Genomic DNA, 19771 nt, shown 5'->3' with positions numbered 1-19771 from the left:
CGCGCCGCACGTGAACAGGCCCGCCGCACACCGCACTTGAACGGAGAGACAGTCATGGCCCAAGCCGCAGCCGTGGCGAAAACGCCCCCGCCACCCCGGCGGCACCGGGCCTCCGCCACCCCGCGCAGACTCCCGTACCTGCTGATCGCACCGGCGGCCCTGCTGATGCTGGGGTTCATCGCCTACCCCGTGCTCAGCGTCTTCTACTACAGCCTCCAGCACTTCAACCCCACCAAGCCCTGGCGGGACGGCTTCGCCGGACTCGACAACTTCCGGCAGATCTTCACCGACGACCCGCAGTTCTGGGACACGCTGACCTTCAGCGCGAAGTGGGTCTTCGTCGAGGTCGGCCTCCAACTGCTGTTCGGCCTCGCGCTGGCACTGATCGTCAACCAGACGTTCGTGGGGCGGGCGCTCGGCCGCGCGCTGGTCTTCTCCCCGTGGGCCGTCTCCGGTGTGCTGACCTCCGCGATCTGGGTCCTGCTCTACAACTCCCAGACAGGCATCACCCGTTACCTCGCGGACCTGGGCCTCGGCTCCTACGGCACGAGCTGGCTCTCGGACACCTCGACCGTCTTCCCCGCCGCGATCGTCGCCGACCTGTGGCGCGGCGTGCCGTTCTTCGCGATCCTCATCCTCGCCGACCTGCAATCCGTGCCGAAGGACCTGTACGAGGCCGCCGAGGTCGACGGCGCGAGCCGCCTCGAACAGTTCTGGCACATCACGCTGCCGCACCTGAAGGACGCGATCATCCTCTCCACCCTGCTGCGCGCGGTCTGGGAGTTCAACAACGTCGACCTCCTCTACACCCTGACCGGCGGCGGACCCGCGGGCGAGACCACGACCCTCCCGCTCTACATCGCCAACACCAGCGTGGAATCCCACAACTTCGGCTATGCGTCCGCGCTGACCACGGTCGCGTTCGTGATCCTGCTCTTCTGCTCGATGGTCTATCTGCGGCTGAGCAAGTTCGGAGGCGAGTCCAAGTGATCACCGAGGAAACCACCGTGACCGCCCCCACCCCGGCGCACGACGACCCCGAACCCCCGCGCCCCGTCAAACACCGCCGGGCCTGGGACGAAGTCCCCCGCTGGCAGCTCTACCTGCCGCTCTCGGTCTACCTCGTCTTCACGCTGATCCCCTTCTACTGGATCCTCCTCTTCGCACTCCGCCCGGCCGGCTCGACTTCCCTCGTGCCCTGGCCGATCACCTTCGACCACTTCCAAAAGGTGTGGACGGAGCGCGAATTCGGGACCTACTTCGAGAACAGCGTCTACGTCGGCGTCGCCACGCTCCTCGTGACGACCCTCGTCGCCCTCTCCGGCGGCTACGCCCTCGCCCGCTTCGACTTCAGGATCAAGAACGGGTTCATGCTCGCGCTGCTCTGCTCGCAGTTCGTGCCGGGCGCGCTGCTGCTCGTCCCGCTCTTCGAGATCTTCGCCGAACTGAAGATGATCAACTCGCTGGTGAGCGTCATCATCGCCGAGACGGTCTTCCAGTTGCCGCTGTCGATGATTTTGCTCAGCAACTTCATCAAGAACGTGCCTTATTCGCTGGAGGAAGCGGCCTGGGTCGACGGCTGCGACCGTTTCACCGCGTTCCGCATCGTCGTCCTGCCGCTGCTGCGGCCCGGGATCATCGCCGTCGGCTCCTTCGCGTTCGTCCACTCCTGGAACCACTTCCTCTTCGCCCTGATGTTCCTCAGCGACCAGGACAAGCAGACGATCCCCGTCGGCCTCAACACCCTGATGAGCGCCGACAGCGTCGACCTCGGCGCGCTCGCCGCGGGCGGCATCATCGCCGCCGTGCCCGTCGTGATCGTCTTCGCGTTCATCCAGAAGTGGCTCATCACCGGGTTCAGCGCGGGGGCGGTGAAGGGGTGATGCTCCGTCAACTCGTACTGACCGACGCCCTGTTGTCCCTGTCCGCCCTCACCCCTGGACCGACGGCGCCCGCACGGCACACGGGCGCGGAAAGGCTGCCGTGACCCCATGAGCATCGACATCGTCCTCGCCGGGGCACGCGGCCACGGCAGCTGGCACCTCGACAACATCCTCCGCCTCCAGGGCAAGGGCATCGTCCGCCTCACGGGCATCTGCGAACTCACCCCGCTGAGACAGGAGGAGATCCCCGAGGGGTTGGGCACTCTTGAAGCCGCAGCGGGCGCCGGAAGTGGCTCCGTCGCGAGCAGCCCCGCCGGAGAGGCTCACGCCGGGACCAGCCCCGGGGGCCCCGCAGGGAACCGCATCCGGCAGTCCCCCGACCTCGCCGCCCTCCTCGACGCCACCGGCGCCCGGATCGCCGTGATCTGCACCCCCATCCCGACGCACACCGACCTTGCGCTGACCGCCGCCCGCAGAGGCGTCCACCTGCTGCTGGAGAAGCCGCCCGCGCCGTCCCTCGCGGAGTTCCGGAGGATGGCCGACGGGGTCGCCGAGGCGGGCGTCGCCTGTCAGATCGGGTTTCAGTCGCTCGGCTCGCATGCCGTCCCCGCGATCCGGGAGCTGATCGCCGACGGGACGATCGGCGAGGTCACCGGGGTCGGGGGAGCCGGCGCGTGGGCCCGCGCGGAGTCCTACTACCGGCGTGCGCCTTGGGCGGGCAGACGGCGTCTGGGCGGGGTGGACGTCGTCGACGGCGCCCTCACCAACCCGCTCGCCCACGCCGTCGCCACCGCCCTCGCCCTGGACGGCGCCGTCCGCGCCGAGGACGTGGCCCGGGTGGAGACCGAGCTGTTCCACTCCAACGCCATCGAGTCCGACGACACCTCCTGCGTTCGCGTCACCACCTCTCACGGTCGTTCCATCACGGTCGCCGCGACCCTGTGCGCCGAGCGGCCGGGCGAGCCGTACGTCCTCGTCCACGGCAGCCGGGGCCGGATCACCTACTGGTACAAGCAGGACCGCGTCCTCCTCCAGCGCGCCGGGCACGGCCCGGAGGAGTACGAGTACGGCCGTACCGACCTGCTCGAAAACCTCGTCGATCACCTGACAGGCAGCACCACCCTTCTCGTCCCTCCCGACTCCACCGGCGCCTTCATGGCCGTCGTGGAAGCGATCCGCACCGCCCCGGACCCCTCTCCGCTGCCCGAAAGCGCCTGGTACCTCCTGAACGGCGAAGAACGCCGGGTGGTTCCCGGGATCGACGACCTCGTGGACAAGGCCGCCGACTCCCTCGCTCTCTACTCCGAGCTGGGCGCCCCCTGGGCACAGCCGACGGAGGTGAGCCTGTGACGACCGCCCCCGACACCACCGTCCTGCACGGGCGCGCGGGCCCCGCCGTCTTCACCCGCTTCCGGATCAGCTCCCCGCAACTCGTAGGCACAGCCAGCCTGTTGGGAACCCCGCACCGACCCTGCCGGACCACACCACACGAAGAGAGCCGACCGATGACGAACAGAAACCGCAGAAACAACCGGGTGGCCGCAGCCGTCGCCCTGGGGTCCGTGCTCGCCCTCACCGCCACCGCCTGCGGAGACGACGGCAACGGCAGCGGCGCGAAGGGGGCCGAGGGCAGCGGCGCCGGGAAGATCGTCTTCTGGGACAACAACGGCGGCGTCCGCACCGACATCTGGAAGACGATCATCGCCGACTTCGAGAAGGCCAACCCCGACATCGACGTCGAGTACGTCGGGATCGCCGCGACCGAGTACCAGTCCAAGGTGGACACCACGATCCGGGGCGGCGGACTGCCCGACGTCGGCGGGGTCGGCGCGGCCATGCTCGCCGGGTTCGCCGCGCAGGAGGCGCTGGAGCCGCTCGACGGCCGGCTCGCCAAGTCGCCCTTGAACAGCAAGCTCAACAAGGACATGGTCGCTTCCCTCAAGGCCGCCGGCGGTGGCGACGGGACGCTCTACTCCATTCCGACCTCCGCCAACAACGGCGTCCTCTACTACCGGACCGACCTCTTCCAGAAAGCCGGACTCCAGCCGCCCACCACCTGGGACAATTTCTACGCCGCCGCCGAGAAACTCACCGACGCCGGAAAGAACGAATTCGGGTACACCATCCGAGGTGGCGCCGGTTCCATCGCGCAGGCCCTCGACGCGATGTACGGCCAGTCCCAGATCGCCTCTTTCTGGAACGGCGACAAGACCACCCTCAACGATCCGAAGAACGTCACCGCGCTGGAGAAGTACGCCGCGCTGTACAAGAAGGTCACACCCGCCGCCGACCTCAACAACGACTTCACGAAGATGGTCGCGCAGTGGGACTCCGGCACGATCGGGATGCTCAACCACAATCTCGGTTCCTATCAGGACCATGTGAAGGCGTTCGGCGTGGGCAAGTTCCGGGGGATCCCCTCGCCCACCGTCGCCGGTGGAAAGCGGGTTCAGGTCTCCAACCCGGTCGACGGTCTCGGGGTGTTCAAGGCCTCCAAGAACAAGGAGGCCGCCTGGAAGTTCATCGAGTTCGCGGTGTCCGAGGCGGAGAACTCCAAGTTCAACGAGTCCGCCGGGCAGGTGCCGTCCAATACGGAGGCGGCGGGGGATACGTGGGTGCGAAAAGCCGAGCCGACGAAGTTGGCTGCCGCCGCGTTGACGGACGGGTCGACCAGTATTGTGCAGCTGCCGTACTACCTGCCTGACTGGAACACGATCTCCAAGGCGGACAATGAGCCGAACTTCCAGAAGGTGTTGCTGGGGAAGATGAGCGCGAAAGGGTTCCTGGACAAGATGGCCGATGACCTGAACGCGGCTCAGAAGGAATGGAAGCAGCAACGGGGATAAGGGCTGCTGATCGGCGCGGGGTGGCCTGTGCATTGCAGGACACGGGCCACCCCCACCTCCGTCTTCGAAAAGGAGAGCCGCACCATGCACGCACGGAAATGGCATGATCATGACACGTCTATCCTCAACGCCCTCGGGCGCTACGGCACGGTCGGCCCTTCCCGCGTTCGCCCGCCAGTACTTCGCGGACTGCCACATCGAAGGGGACGTCGACGTCGTCTTCGGCCGCGCGACCGCCGTGTCCGACCGCTGCCACTTCCGCACGCTGGGCCGCACCGACCTCACCGGAGCCCCGTACGGCTTCGTCTTCGCGCCCTCGACGGCAGGCGCCAACCCACGCGGATTCCTCGTCACCCGGAGCCGCGTGACCAGCCAAGCACCCGACGCCGCATACAAGTTGGCCCGCCCCTGCGTCCCCAGCTCGGACACCACCGCCCACCCGATGCCGACCGTCCGCCGGAGAACCGGCCTCGACTGACGGACACGGAGGCGGTCGTCCACACTCCGCGTACCTGTCTCGGGGGCCGGCGTCCCCGAGCGCACCACTGAAAGACCCCAACTCCCCACACGACGAAAGGGATCGCACTCCATGTCTCGTCGTACAGCCCTCACCACCGCCGCGGCACTCACCCTCGGCACCGCAGCGGCCCTGGCACTCCCCATCCCCGCCCAGGCCGCGACCGTCGTCGTCGGCAACTCCACCGACCTGGCGAACGCCGTCAAGAACGCCACCGCCGGCACCGTCATCCAGATCCGCGGCGGCACCTACCACCCCACGGCCACACTCCAGTCCACCGCCAACGGCACCTCCTCCTCACCGATCACCCTCACCGCCTACGGCTCGGAGACCGTGAAGATCGACGGCTCCTCGATGGCAGCCGGCTCCTGGATCTTCAAACTGACCGCGTCCTACTGGAACGTCTCCAACATCACGTTCCAGAACGCCAAGGACAGCGCCGTCGTCTGCCAGTCCTGCACCGGCACCAACTGGAACAACATCAAGACCGTCAACGGCGGCGACTCCGGCTTCACCCTCACCGGGGCGAACACCGTCAACAACACCGTGAGGAACCTGGACAGTTACGGCAACTACGACGCCGCCACCCACGGCCAGAACGCCGACGGCGTCGCCGTCAAGTTCGGCTCCGGCACCGGGAATCTGATCACCGGAGCACGTCTCTACAACAACTCGGATGACGGGATCGACCTCTGGTCCTTCTCCTCGCCGGTCACCATCGAGCACACCTGGGCCTTCGGCAACGGCGTCAACCGCTGGGGCGACGCCGCGTTCGAGGGCAACGGCAACGGGTACAAGCTCGGCGGCAACGGGCCCTCCGTCGCCCACGTTGTCAACAACTCGGCGGCCTGGGGCAACGCCGGCAACGGTTTCACCGAGAACAGCAACACCGGCGCGATCACCGTCAACCGCACCACCGCGTACGCCAACAGCAAGTGGGGCTACTACTTCGCGACCGGCTCCGCGAAGCTCGGCAAGAACCTCGCCGTCAGCAACGGCGGCGGCGCGGTCGGCAAGGGGTCGAAGACGACGTCGTCGGGCAACAACTGGGACTCCGGGGTGAGTACACCCCCCTTCCGCTCCACGGACGCGTCCTCGGTGTACAACTCCCGCAGTTCCAGCGGGACTCTGCCGGCGACGACGTTCCTGACGACCGGGTCGACGACCATCGGGGCGACGATGAACTGACGTGCCGCCACACTTCGCCGCCCCCACGAAAGGCATCGAAACTTTCGCGGGGGCGGCAACCTTTTCCGGCCCCGCGACGACTCCTTTCCGACCCCCGTACCAAAGGGGCCCGAGGAAAGGAAACACCCCGTGCGGCTCAGCACCGGACGTCATCGCCGAACCCGTACCCTCTCGATCGCCGCGGCGATTTCCCTCTCGGCCGGAGCCGGGGGATTCTTCCTGGGCCTCTCCGACAACGGCGCCCAGGCGGCGTCCGTGACAGTCACCGTGAACGACGCCACCCAACTCGAAACCGCCGTGAAGAACGCGGTCGCCGGCACCACCATTCTCCTGCGCGGAGGGACATACATTCCGTCCGCCCCTCTCAGGTCGACGGCCGGCGGCACCGCTTCCGCACGGATCACCCTGAAAGCGTACGGAAAGGAAAAGGTGCGCATCGACGGATCGAAACTGCCCGCCGGCTCCTCCCTCGCCGCCATCACCGGCAGCCACTGGACCGTCGAGAACCTCACCTTCCAGAACTCCCCGGGCCAGGGCCTCGTCGTCACCTCCTCCACCGGCGGCGTCTTCAAGAACCTGACCACCGAGGGCAACGGCGACACCGGCCTCACGCTCCGGGGCGACGGCACCGCCGACAACCTCGTACAGAACCTGGACAGCCACGGAAACACCGAGGGAATCGCCGTCAAATTCGGCTCCGGAACCGGAAACAAGGTGACCGGAGCCCGTCTCTACGACAACAAGGGAGACGGGCTCGACCTGTGGCAGTTCTCCTCCCCGGTCACCGTCGAGGAAAGCAGCTCCTACCGCAACCGGAACGGCTTCGAACTCGGCGGCGGGGGAGTCTCCGTGGCACACGAGGTGAACGACAACACCGCCTACGAAAACTCCCGCGACGGCTTCACCGAGGACTCCAACACCGGAGCGATCCGACTGAACCGCAATACTGCCTACGCGAACAAGGGAGCCGCTTTCCACTTTCCCAGCGGAAAGGCCCGCCTCACCGAGAACCGCACATCACGCCAGTAGATCGATGCAGTCGAAAGAAGTCCCCGGGCTCAGAAACGCCTCGCCGCTCGACCCGCTGACGATGTTCAGCGTCAGCACGTTGTCCGTGGACAGCGCGCTCGCCGGGACCGGATAGCTGAACGTGTGGTTGTTGCCCCGGTACGAGCCCGTCGTCAGCGACCGGGTCGACGGCTGGGACGGCGCCGTCGGCACCGCCGAGGTCCAGCCGTTCACCGTCACCCGGGGCCGCCCGCCCGCGAACGCGTCCGTCACCCCGATTCGCAACGTCCGTGCGGCGGAAGCCTGTTCGGCCGTCAGCTTGAAGTGGATCCGCACCCCGTCGTTCACGGCCTTCCACATGTACGCCGGGAACGACCCCGCGTCCCCGGCGCCGATCGTCACGTTCCCCGTCCACTTCGCGGCACGCGCGTCGGAGGGGTGCGCGTACGTCATGAGGGCCGCGTTCTTGAACTCGGACGGCGTGCCGTCCCAGTCCCCGAGCCGCCACAGCGTCCTCGCGGTGGACGGATCGCCGCTGATCGGCAGGGAGTTGAGAGCGTTCGTCGCCCCCGCCGTCACCTTCACGGTCGTCGTGTGGACGGCCAACTCGCCCTTGTAGACGGTCAACGTGTACGTCCCCGGCAGCATCCCCGCGCACGAGAACGCACCGCTCCCGCTCGCGGCCCTCGCCCAGTACTGCGCCTCGGAGTTGGCGAACCCCACGGTGTACGGATGAGCCGAGGACATCCCCTTGAGCCCGACCCCCGCGACCTTCCCCCGCCCCTTCGTGCCGACCCATCCGGTGATCCCGAGCCCGTCGACCCACGACGTGTCGAGGCCCCCGGCGAACAGGGACGACGCCGGCGCGGCACCGCCGGTGAACGCGAGGACGTACGGGCCCTGGAGACCGAAGCGCTCGGGCTCGGTCTGGGCCTGGTTGTAGTGCAGGATCTCGTACAGACCGGCGCCGAGGTCGTTGGAGTGCCGCAGCAACGAGCGGTAGAAGGGGCCGCCGGACGCCTTCTCATGATTGGAACGGACCATCCACAGCGCCGAGTCGGCTCCCTTGAACCCGACGTAGTCGTAGTCGGCGACCCGCTTGCCGGAGTAGTGCTTGGAGTGGGTCGTCCCGTCGCCGCGCCGCCAGACGTCACCCGCCTCGATCACCTTGTCCGACGCCTCGATCCAGGAGTCCGCACCTTCGTTGGGGAAGACACCGGGCTTGAGCCGGACGATGAAACGCGTTGCCGTGAACGACGCGTCGGCCTTGTGCGTCCACAAGTAAACGTTGTCCTGGCCGCTGCGGGCCGCGTACCACTGGGTGACCGGTCCGTGCACCGCCTTGATCAGGATCGTCGACCCCGACTGCCGCACCGTGACGGTCGCGCTGCCGAGGCCCGACTCCACGTGCGAGTGCTTGCCGCCGTACCCCTCGTACTCCTTGCCCTTGTAGACGAGCGAGGTCAGGTCGCCGGTCGTCCTGGACACCCTGAACACCAGGTGCGCACCCGTGTCGACGACGTACTCCTTGCCGTCGTCGGCGTACCCGAACGTCGCGGCGGCGGCCGTCGAGACGAGGCCGAAGGCACCCGCGGTGCCGGCTCCGGCCAGGGCGATGGCGGAGCTGCCGAGGACCCGGCGGCGGGTGAGGGAGGTTCTGCGGTGCGTGCTCAAGGGGGGTGCTCCGGGGGTCAGGGAGGTGGTGCCTCCCTGACGTTGCCGCACGCGGGGAAAAGGTTGCCGCCTTCGCGGAAACTTTTTTCCGTGGTTACCGGGAACTGTCGGCGTTACTGAGAGGTGCCGCCGGAGAAGCCCCCGCCCACCGACCGTCCCTGGCCCTCGGCCGTCCCCGAGATCGCGTACGAGTCGCCCCCGGCGTCCCGCCCGCCCCGGTCGTGGTCGTACTGCCCCGCGAACACCCACTCCCCGGGGTACACGATCCGCCCCTCCTTGAGGACCCACGTGTACACCAGGAACCCGCCCTGCTCGGCGGCCGTGAACGTGAAGTCGTCCTCCGGCAGCGCCCGCCAGGCGCCCGTGTTCGAGACACCGCCGGTCTGCGCGACCTTCAACTGGACGGTGAGCGCGGTGAGTTGCTTCGACGTCTTGAGCGTGACATTGCTCTGCGCCCAGAAGTCGTTGCTGTGCGGATCCACCGAGCCGTCCGACGACAGCGGCCCGTCGGTCCGGCCGCCCGCCGAGGGGGTCCCGCTGCCCGTCGGCGACGGCGAACTCTCCGCCGTGTGCGTCGGGTTCGGGCTCTTCGGTGCCGAAGGACTCGAAGCCGAACCTGAACCGGGTGTCGGCGAAGGCGAGTTCGGCGGACGGCTCGTCGCGTCCGGGGACCTCTCGGGAGAGGGCGAGACCGCGACCGTCTGCTCGGCCGGCGGTTCGCTCTTCACCACCGACGCCACCGCGTATCCGCCGACCGCGAGCATCCCGGCGACCGCCGCCGTCGCGCCCACGATCCGTGCCCAGCCCAGCACCGGGCGTGTCTGGCGATGGCGCTGCGGCTCGGCGTCGGCCATCATGCCGCGCTCCACCCGGGCCAGGATGCGCGCGCGGTCGGGTTCGTGCCGCTCGGTTGCCTCCTGCAGCCGGGCGCGCAGATCGTCGTCCACGTCCCGCCGCATCGTCATCGGTCCCTTCCCGCAGACTCGGAGGCGCGCACCATGACGGAACGCGCCCGCTGCGGAGCTTGACTGGCGCCGAGCAGTTTGCGCAACTCGGCCATCCCCTTCGAGGTCTGGCTCTTCACCGTACCGACCGAGATCCCGAGCGCGAGAGCGGTGTCCTTCTCGGAGAGGTCGAAGGAGTGCCGCAGGACGACACAGGCGCGCTTGCGGAACGGGAGGCTGCGCAGCGCGGTCTGCACGTCCACCACGCCCGCGACGTCCGGATCCTCCGTCTTCTCCTCGCGCTGCGACCAGAACAGCGCGATCCTGCGCCGTTCCCGCACCGCGCTGCGGATCTTCGTCCGGGCCAGGTTGGCGACCACCCCACGGGCGTACGCCACCGGATGGTCGGCCGCGCGGACCCGGTCCCAGCGGTGCCACAGCGCCAGCAGCGCGTCCGCCGCCAGATCGTCAGCGGTGTCCGACTCCCCGGTCAACAAGTAGGCGAGCCGGGACAGTTCGGCGTAGTGGCGGTCGAAGAAGGCATGGAACTCCACGGAGGCGGCGTCGTCCACGACTGTGCCCACGGGCGACCTTTTCTGTGCGGCATGTGAATGACATGGGGGCCCCGAGGAGATCACCGGGACGAGATGCGGAAGCGTAGCAGTGTTCGACTTGCGTGGTTCGTACGGGTCTTCGAACATCGTGCGCAGGACCGGCCGTCACGGGGCCCGATTCCGTAACACGTCGAAGACCCGGAGCGGGTTCACCACAGGAACGATCCACCCGGCATTCACACCGTGAAACGGCGCTACTTGACGGCCGCCTCCATCATCGCCTTCGCGACGGGAGCGGCCAGCCCGTTCCCGCTGACCTCCGAGCGCGCCGCGTCCGACTGCTCGACCATCACCGCGACGGCGACCTCCTTGCCCCCGGCCTTCGCGTACGACGTGAACCAGGCGTACGGCGTCTTGCTGTTGTTCTCGCCGTGCTGCGCGGTACCCGTCTTCCCGCCGACCGTCACCCCGCTGATCTGCGCGTTCGTCCCCGTCCCGGCCTGGACGACCGTCTGCATCGCCGACTGGAGCTGCTCGGCGGTGCGCGAGCTGACGACCTGTGTGGTCGACGCCTTCCCGTCGATGTCCTCCAGGACGTCCCCGCCGCTGTCGGTGACCTGCGCGACCATGTGCGGCGACACCAGCTTGCCGCCGTTCGCGATCGCCGCCGACACCGCCGCCATCTGGAGCGGCGTCGCCGTCACGTCGAACTGGCCGATACCCGTCAGGCCCGTCTGCGCCTTGTCCATGTCCTTCGGGTAGACGCTGGCGTACGCGCGCACCGGCACGTCCTGCGCCTGGTCGTTGAACCCGAACTTCTCCGCCATCGCCCGCACCTTGTCCTGCCCGAGCTGGACGGCCATGTGCGCGAAGACGTTGTTGCAGGAGTACTGGAGCGCCACCCGGATCGACGCGTTCAGGCACGGCGCCGACTTGCTCTCGTTGGCCAGGACCTGCCGCGTCCCCGGGAGGGTGTACGGGTTCTCGCTGTCCGTCCGCGCGTCCACGCTGTCGTACAGCCCGTCCTCCAGTGCGGCGGCGGCCACGACCAGCTTGAACGTCGACCCCGGGGGCAGCGGCTGGCGCAGCGCGCGGTTGACGAGCGGTTTGTCGGAGTCCGCGTTGAGGCTCTTCCACGCGCCGCCGGCCGTGTTCGCGTCGGTCAGCGTCGAGGGGTCGTACGACGGGGTCGAGACGACGGCCAGGATCCGCCCGGTCTTCGGGTCGATCGCGACGGCGGCGCCCTTCTTGTCGCCCAGGGCGTCGTACGCGGCCTTCTGGACGGCCGGGTCGATCGTCGTGATCACGTTGCCCGGGTTCGCGCGCTGGTCCGTGACCGTGTCCATGACGGTCTTCAGGCGGGTGTCCGTGCCGTTCAGGACGTCGGCGTAGATGCCCTCCAACTGCGTCGGCGCGTACGCCTGCGAGGCGTAGCCCGTCACCGCCGCGTACAGCTTGCCGTTCGTGTACGTCCGCTTGTACCTGAGGTCGCCGTCGGTCTTCGCGGAGCCCGTGACCGACTTTCCGGCCACGATGATGTTCCCGAGCGGGTCCGAGTACGTCTGGATCGCGTTCCGTCGGTTGTGCTGGTCGTCCGCGAGCGCCCGGCCCTCGTAGAACTGCACCCAGGTCGCCCGCAGCAGGAGGGCGAACACGAGGAGCAGCGCGAAGACGGCGGTACGCCTGATGGTCCTGTTCATACGAACAAAAGGACGAACGGGACGGGGTCGAGAGTTCCCGTCCCGCCCGTTTTCTCACCAGACGTTCATGTGCGGCCCGTCAGGCGTCCAGGACCAGGACGGCTTCCTCGGTCTCCGCCCCGCGCGCGTTCGCGTACCCGGAGTCCCGCCCGGTCTCCCGGAACCCGCACTTCTCCAGCACCCGCCGCGACCCCGCGTTGTCGAGCGCCACGCGCGCGTGCAGCGGCCTCTCCGCGACCTCCGCGAGAAGCGCCCGCAGCGCGGCCGTCGCGATGCCGCGCCCCCAGAAGTACCGGTCGATCCAGTAGGTGACCTCCCGCTCGCCGGGGTCCCCGTACACCGTCACGTGCCCGACGACGTCCCCGTCGACCAGGACCGTGCGGTGGACGGCGTCGGAGGCGAGGTTGCGCTTCCAGTGGGCGTCGAAGGCGTCCCGGTCGTTCGGGTCCTCGGCGGTGAAGGCGGCCATGTGCAGCGACTCGGGGTCGGACATGTGCCGGAAGAAGACCGGCAGATCGCTGCCGTGCACGGGACGCAGGGCGATGTCCACGGGCTCAGAGCCTCCGGGTCGCGAGGGTCAGGCGGTCACGGGCGTCGAACAGGGCGTCCTTGACGAGCTGTTCGTGCGCCGGGGTGAGGCGGGCCACCGGGACGGAGCAGCTGACCGCGTCCCGCGCGGGCGTGCGGTACGGGATGGCGACGCCGAAGCAGCGCAGGCCCAGCGTGTTCTCCTCGCGGTCCACGGCGAAACCCTGCTCGCGGATGGCGTGCAGCTCCTCGATGAGCTTCTCGCGGTCCGTGATCGTGTGCTCCGTGAGCGCCGGGAGGGTCTCCGGGAGCATCTTGCGGACCTGTTCGTCCGAGTACGTCGACAGGAGGGCCTTGCCGAGGGACGTCGAGTGCGCGGGGAGACGACGCCCCACGCGCGTGAAGGGGCGCAGGTAGTGCTGGGACTGCCGGGTCGCCAGGTAGACGACGTTCGTGCCGTCCAGGCGCGCGAGGTGGATCGTCTCCGTCGTGTCGTCCGACAGCCGGTCCAGGGTCGGGCGGGCCGCCGCGACGACCTCGTCCCCGTCGATGTACGACGTGCCGACCAGCAGCGCGCGCACGCCGATGCCGTACCGGGTGCCCGTCGCGTCCGTCTCGACCCAGCCCAGCTCCACCAGCGTGCGCAGCAGCATGTAGAGGCTCGACTTGGGGTAGCCGACGGCCTCCTGGACCGCCGCGAGGGAGTGCATCCCGGGACGGCCCGCGAAGTACTCCAGCAGCTCGACCGTCCGCACCGCGGACTTGACCTGGGCCCCGCCCCCCGCCTCGCCTGCCGCCATCGACTGTGACCCCTTCGTTCGACGAGAAGCTGAAGTTATAGTCTGCAACAGCATATTCACCATCACGGACAATGTTCAGTATATCGAACAGCTCTGGTGGTGATCAGGAGACCGCAGCGCGACTTGTTGGAGGGACCCCCGGTGGCAGCAGCACCAGTCTGGAGTGTCGACCCCCGAACCGGGAAGCAGCGGGAGCAGGTCGCCGACGAGGCGACGGCCCAGGAGGTCGACGCCGCCGTCCGCGCCGCCCACGGCGCGCGCGCCTCCCTCGCCGACCGCACCGTCCGCGCGGCCTTCCTGCGCGGCGCGGCCGACCAGCTCGAAGCGGCCAAGGAAGCCCTCGTCGAGACCGCCGACGCGGAGACCGCGCTCGGCCCGGTCCGCCTCAACGGCGAGCTGGCCCGCACCTGTTACCAACTGCGTGCGTTCGCGGCCATCGTCGACGAGGGCGCCTTCCTCGACGTCGTCGTCAACCACCCCGACGACACCGCCACCCCGCCGATCCCCGACCTGCGCCGCTACAAGGTGCCGCTCGGCGTCGTCGCCGTCTACTCGGCCTCCAACTTCCCCTTCGCCTTCTCCGTCGCCGGCGGCGACACCGCGAGCGCGCTCGCCGCGGGCAACCCCGTCGTCGTCAAGGCGCACCCCGACCACCCGGCCCTGTCCGAGCTGGTCGCCAAGGTGATCCGCCGCGCCGCCGCCGAGCAGGGCATCCCGGCGGGCGTCCTCGGTCTCGTCCACGGCTTCGAGGCCGGCATCGAGCTGATCAAGCACCCGCTGGTCTCCGCCGCCGGCTTCACCGGCTCCATCCGCGGTGGCCGCGCCCTCTTCGACGCCGCCGCCGCGCGCCCCACCCCGATCCCCTTCCACGGCGAGCTGGGCTCCCTCAACCCCGTCGTCGTCACCGAGGCCGCCGCCACCGAGCGCGCCGAGGCCATCGGCACGGGCCTCGCCGGGTCCATGACCCTCGGCGTCGGCCAGTTCTGCGTCAAGCCGGGCCTCGTCCTCGTGCCGTCCGGCGAGGCGGGTGACGGCCTGGTGAAATCGCTTACCGCCGCTGTCAGCGACACCGACGCCGGTGTCCTCCTCGACCACCGCATGCGCGACAACTTCATCGCCGGTGTCGCCGAGCGCGCGAAGCTCCCCGGCGTCGAGTCCCCCGTCACCCCCGGCGCGGGCGGCGAGCACACCGTCAGCCCCGGCTTCCTCACGGTCCCCGCCGCCCGGCTGGCCACCGAGGGCGAGCACGACCTCCTCCTGGAGGAGTGCTTCGGCCCGGTGACCGTCGTGGTCCGCTACGAGGACGACGACGAGGTCACGTCCGTGTTGTCGCGGCTGCCCGGGAACCTCACGGCGACGGTCCAGCTCTCGGAGTCCGAGGCCGCCGGCGAGGGCCGTGGCGCCGACCTCCTCGCCGAGGTGACGCCGCTGGCCGGACGCGTGCTGGTCAACGGCTGGCCGACCGGGGTCGCCGTCGCCGCCGCCCAGCACCACGGCGGGCCGTACCCGGCCACCACCTCCACCTCGACCTCCGTCGGCGGTACGGCCATCGAGCGCTGGATGCGTCCGGTCGTCTACCAGACGACGCCTGCCGCGCTGCTTCCGGTGGAGCTGCGGGACGAGAACGAGCTGGGGCTGCCTCGGCGGTTCAACGGGGTGCTGGAGCGTTAGACCGTAGGGGGTGCTGTGCGGCTGCGCGAGTACCGGTTCGTCGTGGTTGCTCGCGCCCACGCGGCGGAGCCGCACATAGACACAGCCCCCCGCCCCTTAACGGCGCTGGCCGTGCCCTGAGATGATTCGGACATGGATCTCTCTGTGCCCCAACTCCCCTTCCCCCTAAGGACCTACGGCCCCGACGGCCACTGGTCCTACGACGACGGCGTGCTCAGCGGATGGGCCGGGGCCCGGCAGGATCGCTTCGTCTCGCCGACCGAGGAGTCGTTGGAGCCCGCCTCCGACGCTCCTCGGCTGCTGGGGGCGCCGGAGGGGGACTTCCAGCTCGTCGCACGAGTGACCGTCGGCTTCAAGTCGGCCTTCGACGCAGGGGTGTTGTACGTCCACGTCGGCGACCGCGAGTGGGCGAAACTCTGCCTGGAGCTGTCGCCGAGCGTCCCCACCGTCTGCACGGTCGTCACCCGCGGCCACTCCGACGACGCCAACTCCTTCACCGTGGACGGCAGTTCGGCGTGGCTCCGGGTCAGCCGCACCGGCCGCGCCTTCGCCTTCCACGCCTCCCGCGACGGCGAACACTGGACGTTCGTCAGGCTGTTCACCCTCGGCGACACGGAGGAGACCAGCGCCGCCCTGGTCGGCTTCATGGCGCAGTCGCCGATGGGGGAGCAGTGCGTCGTCACGTACGACCACATCGAGTTCCGCCCGTACTGGCCCAAGGACCTGAGGGACGGCAGTTGATCCGCGAGGCGCTGCCCGAGGACGTCGAGACGATCGCCGCCCTCCACCGCCGGGCCCGCGCCACCTACTACCCCGACGGCCTCCCCGAGGACGGCACGGATTGGCTCGCGGGCTGGCGCGCGGCCATCACGAACCCGGACGGGCGTGTGCTGTGCGCGCTGGCGGACGAGCGCGTCGTCGGCATCGCCTCCTTCCGCCCACCGGGCGACGCACAAGCGGTTGTGAAACTCTTCCAGTTCCACATCGACCCCGACCACTGGCGCACCGGACTCGGCACGGCGCTGCACGCGGAGTGCGTACGGCGCTGGCGTGCCGACGGGCGGGAGAGCGCCGTCCTCGACGTCCACGTCGACAACGAGCGGGCCCAGGCGTTCTACGCCCGCCAGGGGTGGACCCCCGACCCGGAGAACCCGCCGGGGGAGGGGGACCACCACCTGTACCTGCGCTACTCGGTACTCAGCGCTTCAGCGTGAAGGTGAAGTCGCCGGAGAGCTTGCCGCTCAGGCGAACCGCCGAGACGAGCCTGCCCTGCGCGAGCAGGCGCTCGACCTCGGCCCGCGAGAGCCCGCACCCTTCGGCGATCAGCCGCACCGGCCGCACCGGGACCGGCGCCGCGAACCGGACGGAGACGTCGATCGTGTCGCCGTCCGGGTGAGCTGTGCCGCCGGTGTCGAGGCGCCAGGCTCCGGCCCAGTCGAGGGCGATGCGGTTGCGCCGCCGCAGGGCCGGGTCCTGGAGCAACTCGGCTGCCAGGGCAGGGTCGTTGGCGTGGAGGCGGTCCAGCAGCGCGGGCGGCACGGAGCGGACGTTCGCCCGCTCCAGGACCGTCAGCTTCGCCGTCTCCCCGCAGGACGTGCACAGCACGAGGAGCCAGATGTCGAGGAGTTTGTGGTTGGCGTTGACGCGGAACTTGCCGTCCGCCCGGAAGCGGCCGGACGCGCAGGTGCGGCAGCGGCGGAGGACGAGGGGCATGCCGGTGGGCATGACAAGCCAGGTGGTGGCCCAGTTGGTGAGCAAGGAAGTACACCGGTTCCAGTGAGAAGACCGCAGCAGAAAGGAGCGCGGCGCATGAGCGCGACGCGCGACAGATCAGCAATCGGGGGGCTTCACACGGTGTACAAGGGACGTCCTTTGCCTGGGCGACGGGGTTCGGGAGCAGGCTAGGGGGCAGGTGAGAGCGGTTTCCACTGATTTTCCGGGGTGCGGGACCCGGTGGGAATGAACCGGGCTGGTTGAACGTTCACGCAGGTGGCGGAGGCAGTCTCCGTTCCCCGTACGAGACCGGAAAGAGCCGAAGAACATGCGCGTCGAGATCTGGAGCGACATCGCCTGCCCGTGGTGCTACGTGGGCAAGGCCCGCTTCGAGAAGGCGCTGGCGGCCTTCCCGCACAAGGGGGAGGTCGAGGTCGTGCACCGGTCGTTCGAGCTGGACCCGGGGCGGAGCAAGAGCGACATCGGCCCGGTCATCCCGATGATCGCGAAGAAGTACGGGATCAGCGAGACGCAGGCGCAGGCCGCCGAGGACAACGTGGGCGCGCAGGCCGAGGCCGAGGGCCTGGAGTACCGCACGCGCGGCCGGGACCACGGCAGCACCTTCGACATGCACCGCGTCCTGCACTTCGCGAAGGAGCACGGAAAGCAGGGCGAGCTGTTCCAGATCTTCTACCGCGCGAACTTTGCCGAGGAGCGCTCCGTGTACACGGAGGGTGACGAGCGCCTCGTCGAGCTGGCGGTCGAGGCCGGTCTCGACGCCGACGCCGTCCGGGGGGTCCTCGCCGACCCCGACGCGTACGCCGACGCCGTCCGCGCGGACGAGCGCGAAGCCGCCGAACTCGGCGCGAACGGCGTCCCGTTCTTCGTCCTCGACCGGAAGTACGGCGTCTCCGGAGCCCAGCCCGCCGAGGTCTTCACCCAGGCCCTCACCCAGGCATGGGGCGAGCGCTCCCCGCTCACCCTCATCGACCAGAGCGACGCCGAGGCCTGCGGCCCGGACGGCTGCGCGGTGCCGCCGCGCGACTGAGCGGCACGAGGCTTCAAGCGGGGCTTGCGGCGGAGCTTTAAGCGTTCCTTGCTGCTACGACGTAGCAAAACGCGATGGACGACGGCACTCAGGGCCCCCACAGTGGACCCATGGAGACGTCGGAGACCTTCACGAACCTCGTCCGCGCCGAGTTCGCTCCCCGCACCGCCTACCTCAACACCGCCAGCAGTGGCCTCCTCCCCGCCCGTGCCGTCACCGCCGTCCAGGAAGCGGTGACGCTCCGGGCGAGGGGGCTGCCACTGGACCCGCTGTGGGAGGACGTCGAGACGTGCCGCGCCTCCTACGCGCGCCTCGTCGGCGTCCCCGCCACCCGTGTCGCGGCCGGCTCCTCGGTCGCCGCGCACACCGGCGTGATCGCCGCCTCCCTGCCGCCCGGCGCCGAAGTCCTCACCGCCGAGGACGACTTCACGTCCGTACTGAACCCGTTCCACGTCCGGGGCGACCTCAAGGTCCGTACCGTCCCGCTGGAACACCTCGCCGATTCGGTCCGCCCCGGCACCGCGCTCGTCGCGGTCAGCGCCGCACAGTCCGCCGACGGCCGCGTCGCCGACCTGCCCGCGCTGCGGGACGCCGCCCGCACCCACGGCACCCGCACCTACGTCGACTTCTCCCAGGCGGCCGGCTGGCTGCCGTTCAGCGCGGACGACTACGACTTCACCGCGTCCGTCGGCTTCAAGTGGCTGATGGGAGCGCACGGTTCGGCCCTCCTGACCGTCCCCGAGGACTTCGGCGGCCTCGTCCCGCTGCTCGCGGGGTGGTGCGCGGGGGAGCGGCCCTGGGACAGCTGCTACGGACCGGTCACCGAACTCGCCCACTCCGCACGGCGGTTCGACACGACACCGGCGCTCTTCAGCTACGCCGCGCTGCGGGCCTCGCTCCAACTCGTCGAGGAACTCGGGGTGCCGGCGATCCACGCGCACAACCTCACGCTGGCGGACCGGTTCCGTACGGGAGTCGAGTCCCTCGGCCACCGCGTGCTGCCCGCGCCGGGGTCGGCGATCGTGTCCGTGCCGGAACTGGGGAGCCGTCAGCCGGAGTTGGGGGAGGCGGGGATCCAGGTCTCCAACCGGGAGGGGAACTTGAGGGCGGCGTTCCATCTCCACAACACGGACGACGATGTCGAGCGGCTGCTGGAGGCGCTGGCCTAACAGCCCTGAGGGCCCTCACCCGCGCAGAGGTTCCCCTCCACGCGCCGCAGCAACGACATGAACTGCCCCCGTTCCTCGCCGCTGAGCCCGGCGAGGGACCGCTCCTCCAGCTCCGTCCACACCCGCTCGATCTCCTCCAGGAGGTGCGAGCTGGTGTCCGTGGCCTCGACGAGGACCGCGCGGCCGTCCGCCGGGTCGGGCAGCCGGCGGACATGACCGGCCTGCTCCAGGCGCTGGAGCATCTTCGTCACCGTGGAGGGGTCCAGGTCGAGCAGTTTCACCAGGTCGGACTGGCGTGCCGCGCCGCAGCCCCAGAGGTGCATCATCACCAGTTCCTGGCCCGGATGCAGGCCGAGTCCGCGCAGCAGGCGGGCGGCGGTGTGGCGGTGCAGGCGGGCGGTGCGGATCAGGGCGTGGTTCATCGGGCCGGAAGGCCGCCGTGCCCCGCCGGTGTCCCGCTGCTCTGCGGCCTCCATCGGTCACTCCCCGCGTCGTCTTCCGCTGCCGGAAGTCTACTGCCGGACCCTC

19 protein-coding genes and 1 pseudogene are annotated in these 19771 nt (G+C 69.5%); 12 read left to right on the top strand and 8 right to left on the bottom strand.

Translation table 11 applies throughout. The features are described from left to right. Positions 1 to 54: 54 nt before the first annotated feature. The 7 genes and pseudogenes from ACVNF4_RS02870 (at position 55) to ACVNF4_RS02840 (ending at position 7463) form a co-directional block, all read left to right on the top strand. Positions 55 to 990, top strand: coding sequence for a carbohydrate ABC transporter permease (locus ACVNF4_RS02870; protein WP_461801032.1), 936 nt, complete (start codon positions 55 to 57; stop codon positions 988 to 990). Continuing rightward, complete coding sequence (locus tag ACVNF4_RS02865; RefSeq protein ID WP_461801031.1) at positions 987 to 1883, top strand: carbohydrate ABC transporter permease; 897 nt, start codon at positions 987 to 989, stop codon at positions 1881 to 1883. The genes ACVNF4_RS02870 and ACVNF4_RS02865 overlap by 4 nt, the downstream gene beginning before the upstream one ends. 108 nt (positions 1884 to 1991) lie before the next feature. Further along, the gene (locus tag ACVNF4_RS02860; protein ID WP_461801030.1) at positions 1992 to 3233 is read left to right on the top strand and encodes a Gfo/Idh/MocA family protein; all 1242 of its coding nucleotides are present in this window, start codon (positions 1992 to 1994) and stop codon (positions 3231 to 3233) included. Between the two features lie 155 nt (positions 3234 to 3388). Further along, entirely contained in the window at positions 3389 to 4729 is a 1341-nt protein-coding gene (locus ACVNF4_RS02855; protein WP_461801029.1) for an ABC transporter substrate-binding protein, read from the top strand. Between the two features lie 154 nt (positions 4730 to 4883). Next, positions 4884 to 5186, top strand: a pseudogene (locus ACVNF4_RS02850) (pectinesterase family protein); the annotation flags it as partial. Between the two features lie 132 nt (positions 5187 to 5318). After that, a complete protein-coding gene (locus ACVNF4_RS02845; protein ID WP_461801028.1) occupies positions 5319 to 6434 on the top strand; it encodes a right-handed parallel beta-helix repeat-containing protein in 1116 nt (371 codons plus the stop codon). A gap of 129 nt (positions 6435 to 6563) precedes the next feature. After that, positions 6564 to 7463, top strand: coding sequence for a right-handed parallel beta-helix repeat-containing protein (locus tag ACVNF4_RS02840; protein ID WP_461801027.1), 900 nt, complete (start codon positions 6564 to 6566; stop codon positions 7461 to 7463). Here the strand turns inward: ACVNF4_RS02840 and ACVNF4_RS02835 are convergent. The 6 genes from ACVNF4_RS02835 to ACVNF4_RS02810 form a co-directional block, all read right to left on the bottom strand. Beyond that, on the bottom strand, positions 7452 to 9116 hold the full coding sequence (locus ACVNF4_RS02835; protein WP_461801026.1) for a rhamnogalacturonan lyase B N-terminal domain-containing protein: 1665 nt from the start codon (positions 9114 to 9116) through the stop codon (positions 7452 to 7454). The two genes, ACVNF4_RS02840 and ACVNF4_RS02835, sit on opposite strands and share 12 nt — an antisense overlap. Positions 9117 to 9229: 113 nt before the next feature. Beyond that, entirely contained in the window at positions 9230 to 10081 is an 852-nt protein-coding gene (locus ACVNF4_RS02830; protein WP_461801025.1) for a hypothetical protein, read from the bottom strand. Beyond that, positions 10078 to 10644: a SigE family RNA polymerase sigma factor gene (locus ACVNF4_RS02825; protein WP_461801024.1), complete on the bottom strand. Its 567-nt coding sequence runs from the start codon at positions 10642 to 10644 to the stop codon at positions 10078 to 10080. Before ACVNF4_RS02825 ends, ACVNF4_RS02830 begins: the two co-directional genes overlap by 4 nt. A gap of 224 nt (positions 10645 to 10868) precedes the next feature. Beyond that, entirely contained in the window at positions 10869 to 12314 is a 1446-nt protein-coding gene (locus tag ACVNF4_RS02820) for a peptidoglycan D,D-transpeptidase FtsI family protein (RefSeq protein WP_461801023.1), read from the bottom strand. 79 nt (positions 12315 to 12393) lie between these two features. Next, a complete protein-coding gene (locus ACVNF4_RS02815) occupies positions 12394 to 12864 on the bottom strand; it encodes a GNAT family N-acetyltransferase (RefSeq protein ID WP_461801022.1) in 471 nt (156 codons plus the stop codon). Between the two features lie 4 nt (positions 12865 to 12868). Then, a complete protein-coding gene (locus tag ACVNF4_RS02810) occupies positions 12869 to 13642 on the bottom strand; it encodes an IclR family transcriptional regulator (RefSeq protein ID WP_461801021.1) in 774 nt (257 codons plus the stop codon). 141 nt (positions 13643 to 13783) lie between these two features. On the opposite strand from ACVNF4_RS02810, the gene ACVNF4_RS02805 reads away from it, so the two are divergent. The 3 genes from ACVNF4_RS02805 to ACVNF4_RS02795 all read left to right on the top strand — a co-directional run bounded on the left by ACVNF4_RS02805 (position 13784) and on the right by ACVNF4_RS02795 (position 16527). Then, on the top strand, positions 13784 to 15313 hold the full coding sequence (locus ACVNF4_RS02805; protein WP_461801020.1) for an aldehyde dehydrogenase (NADP(+)): 1530 nt from the start codon (positions 13784 to 13786) through the stop codon (positions 15311 to 15313). A gap of 132 nt (positions 15314 to 15445) precedes the next feature. Continuing rightward, positions 15446 to 16054 (top strand): DUF1349 domain-containing protein, encoded by a 609-nt coding sequence (locus ACVNF4_RS02800; protein ID WP_461801019.1) that lies wholly within the window; start codon positions 15446 to 15448, stop codon positions 16052 to 16054. Then, on the top strand, positions 16051 to 16527 hold the full coding sequence (locus ACVNF4_RS02795; protein WP_461801018.1) for a GNAT family N-acetyltransferase: 477 nt from the start codon (positions 16051 to 16053) through the stop codon (positions 16525 to 16527). The genes ACVNF4_RS02800 and ACVNF4_RS02795 overlap by 4 nt, the downstream gene beginning before the upstream one ends. Here the strand turns inward: ACVNF4_RS02795 and ACVNF4_RS02790 are convergent. Beyond that, a complete protein-coding gene (locus tag ACVNF4_RS02790; protein ID WP_461801038.1) occupies positions 16511 to 17038 on the bottom strand; it encodes a DUF1062 domain-containing protein in 528 nt (175 codons plus the stop codon). The two genes, ACVNF4_RS02795 and ACVNF4_RS02790, sit on opposite strands and share 17 nt — an antisense overlap. Before the next feature lie 316 nt (positions 17039 to 17354). On the opposite strand from ACVNF4_RS02790, the gene ACVNF4_RS02785 reads away from it, so the two are divergent. Next, the gene (locus ACVNF4_RS02785; protein WP_461801017.1) at positions 17355 to 18074 is read left to right on the top strand and encodes a DsbA family oxidoreductase; all 720 of its coding nucleotides are present in this window, start codon (positions 17355 to 17357) and stop codon (positions 18072 to 18074) included. A gap of 110 nt (positions 18075 to 18184) precedes the next feature. Beyond that, positions 18185 to 19243, top strand: coding sequence for an aminotransferase class V-fold PLP-dependent enzyme (locus tag ACVNF4_RS02780; RefSeq protein ID WP_461801016.1), 1059 nt, complete (start codon positions 18185 to 18187; stop codon positions 19241 to 19243). Here the strand turns inward: ACVNF4_RS02780 and ACVNF4_RS02775 are convergent. Further along, positions 19240 to 19719, bottom strand: a complete 480-nt coding sequence (locus ACVNF4_RS02775; protein ID WP_461801015.1) for a MarR family winged helix-turn-helix transcriptional regulator — start codon at positions 19717 to 19719, stop codon at positions 19240 to 19242. The two genes, ACVNF4_RS02780 and ACVNF4_RS02775, sit on opposite strands and share 4 nt — an antisense overlap. Between the last annotated feature and the right edge of the window lie 52 nt (positions 19720 to 19771).

This window comes from Streptomyces sp. S6 (assembly GCF_054880855.1).
The sequence above is the reverse complement of the archived record's forward strand: the minus strand, read 5'-3'. Positions and strand labels throughout refer to the sequence as shown.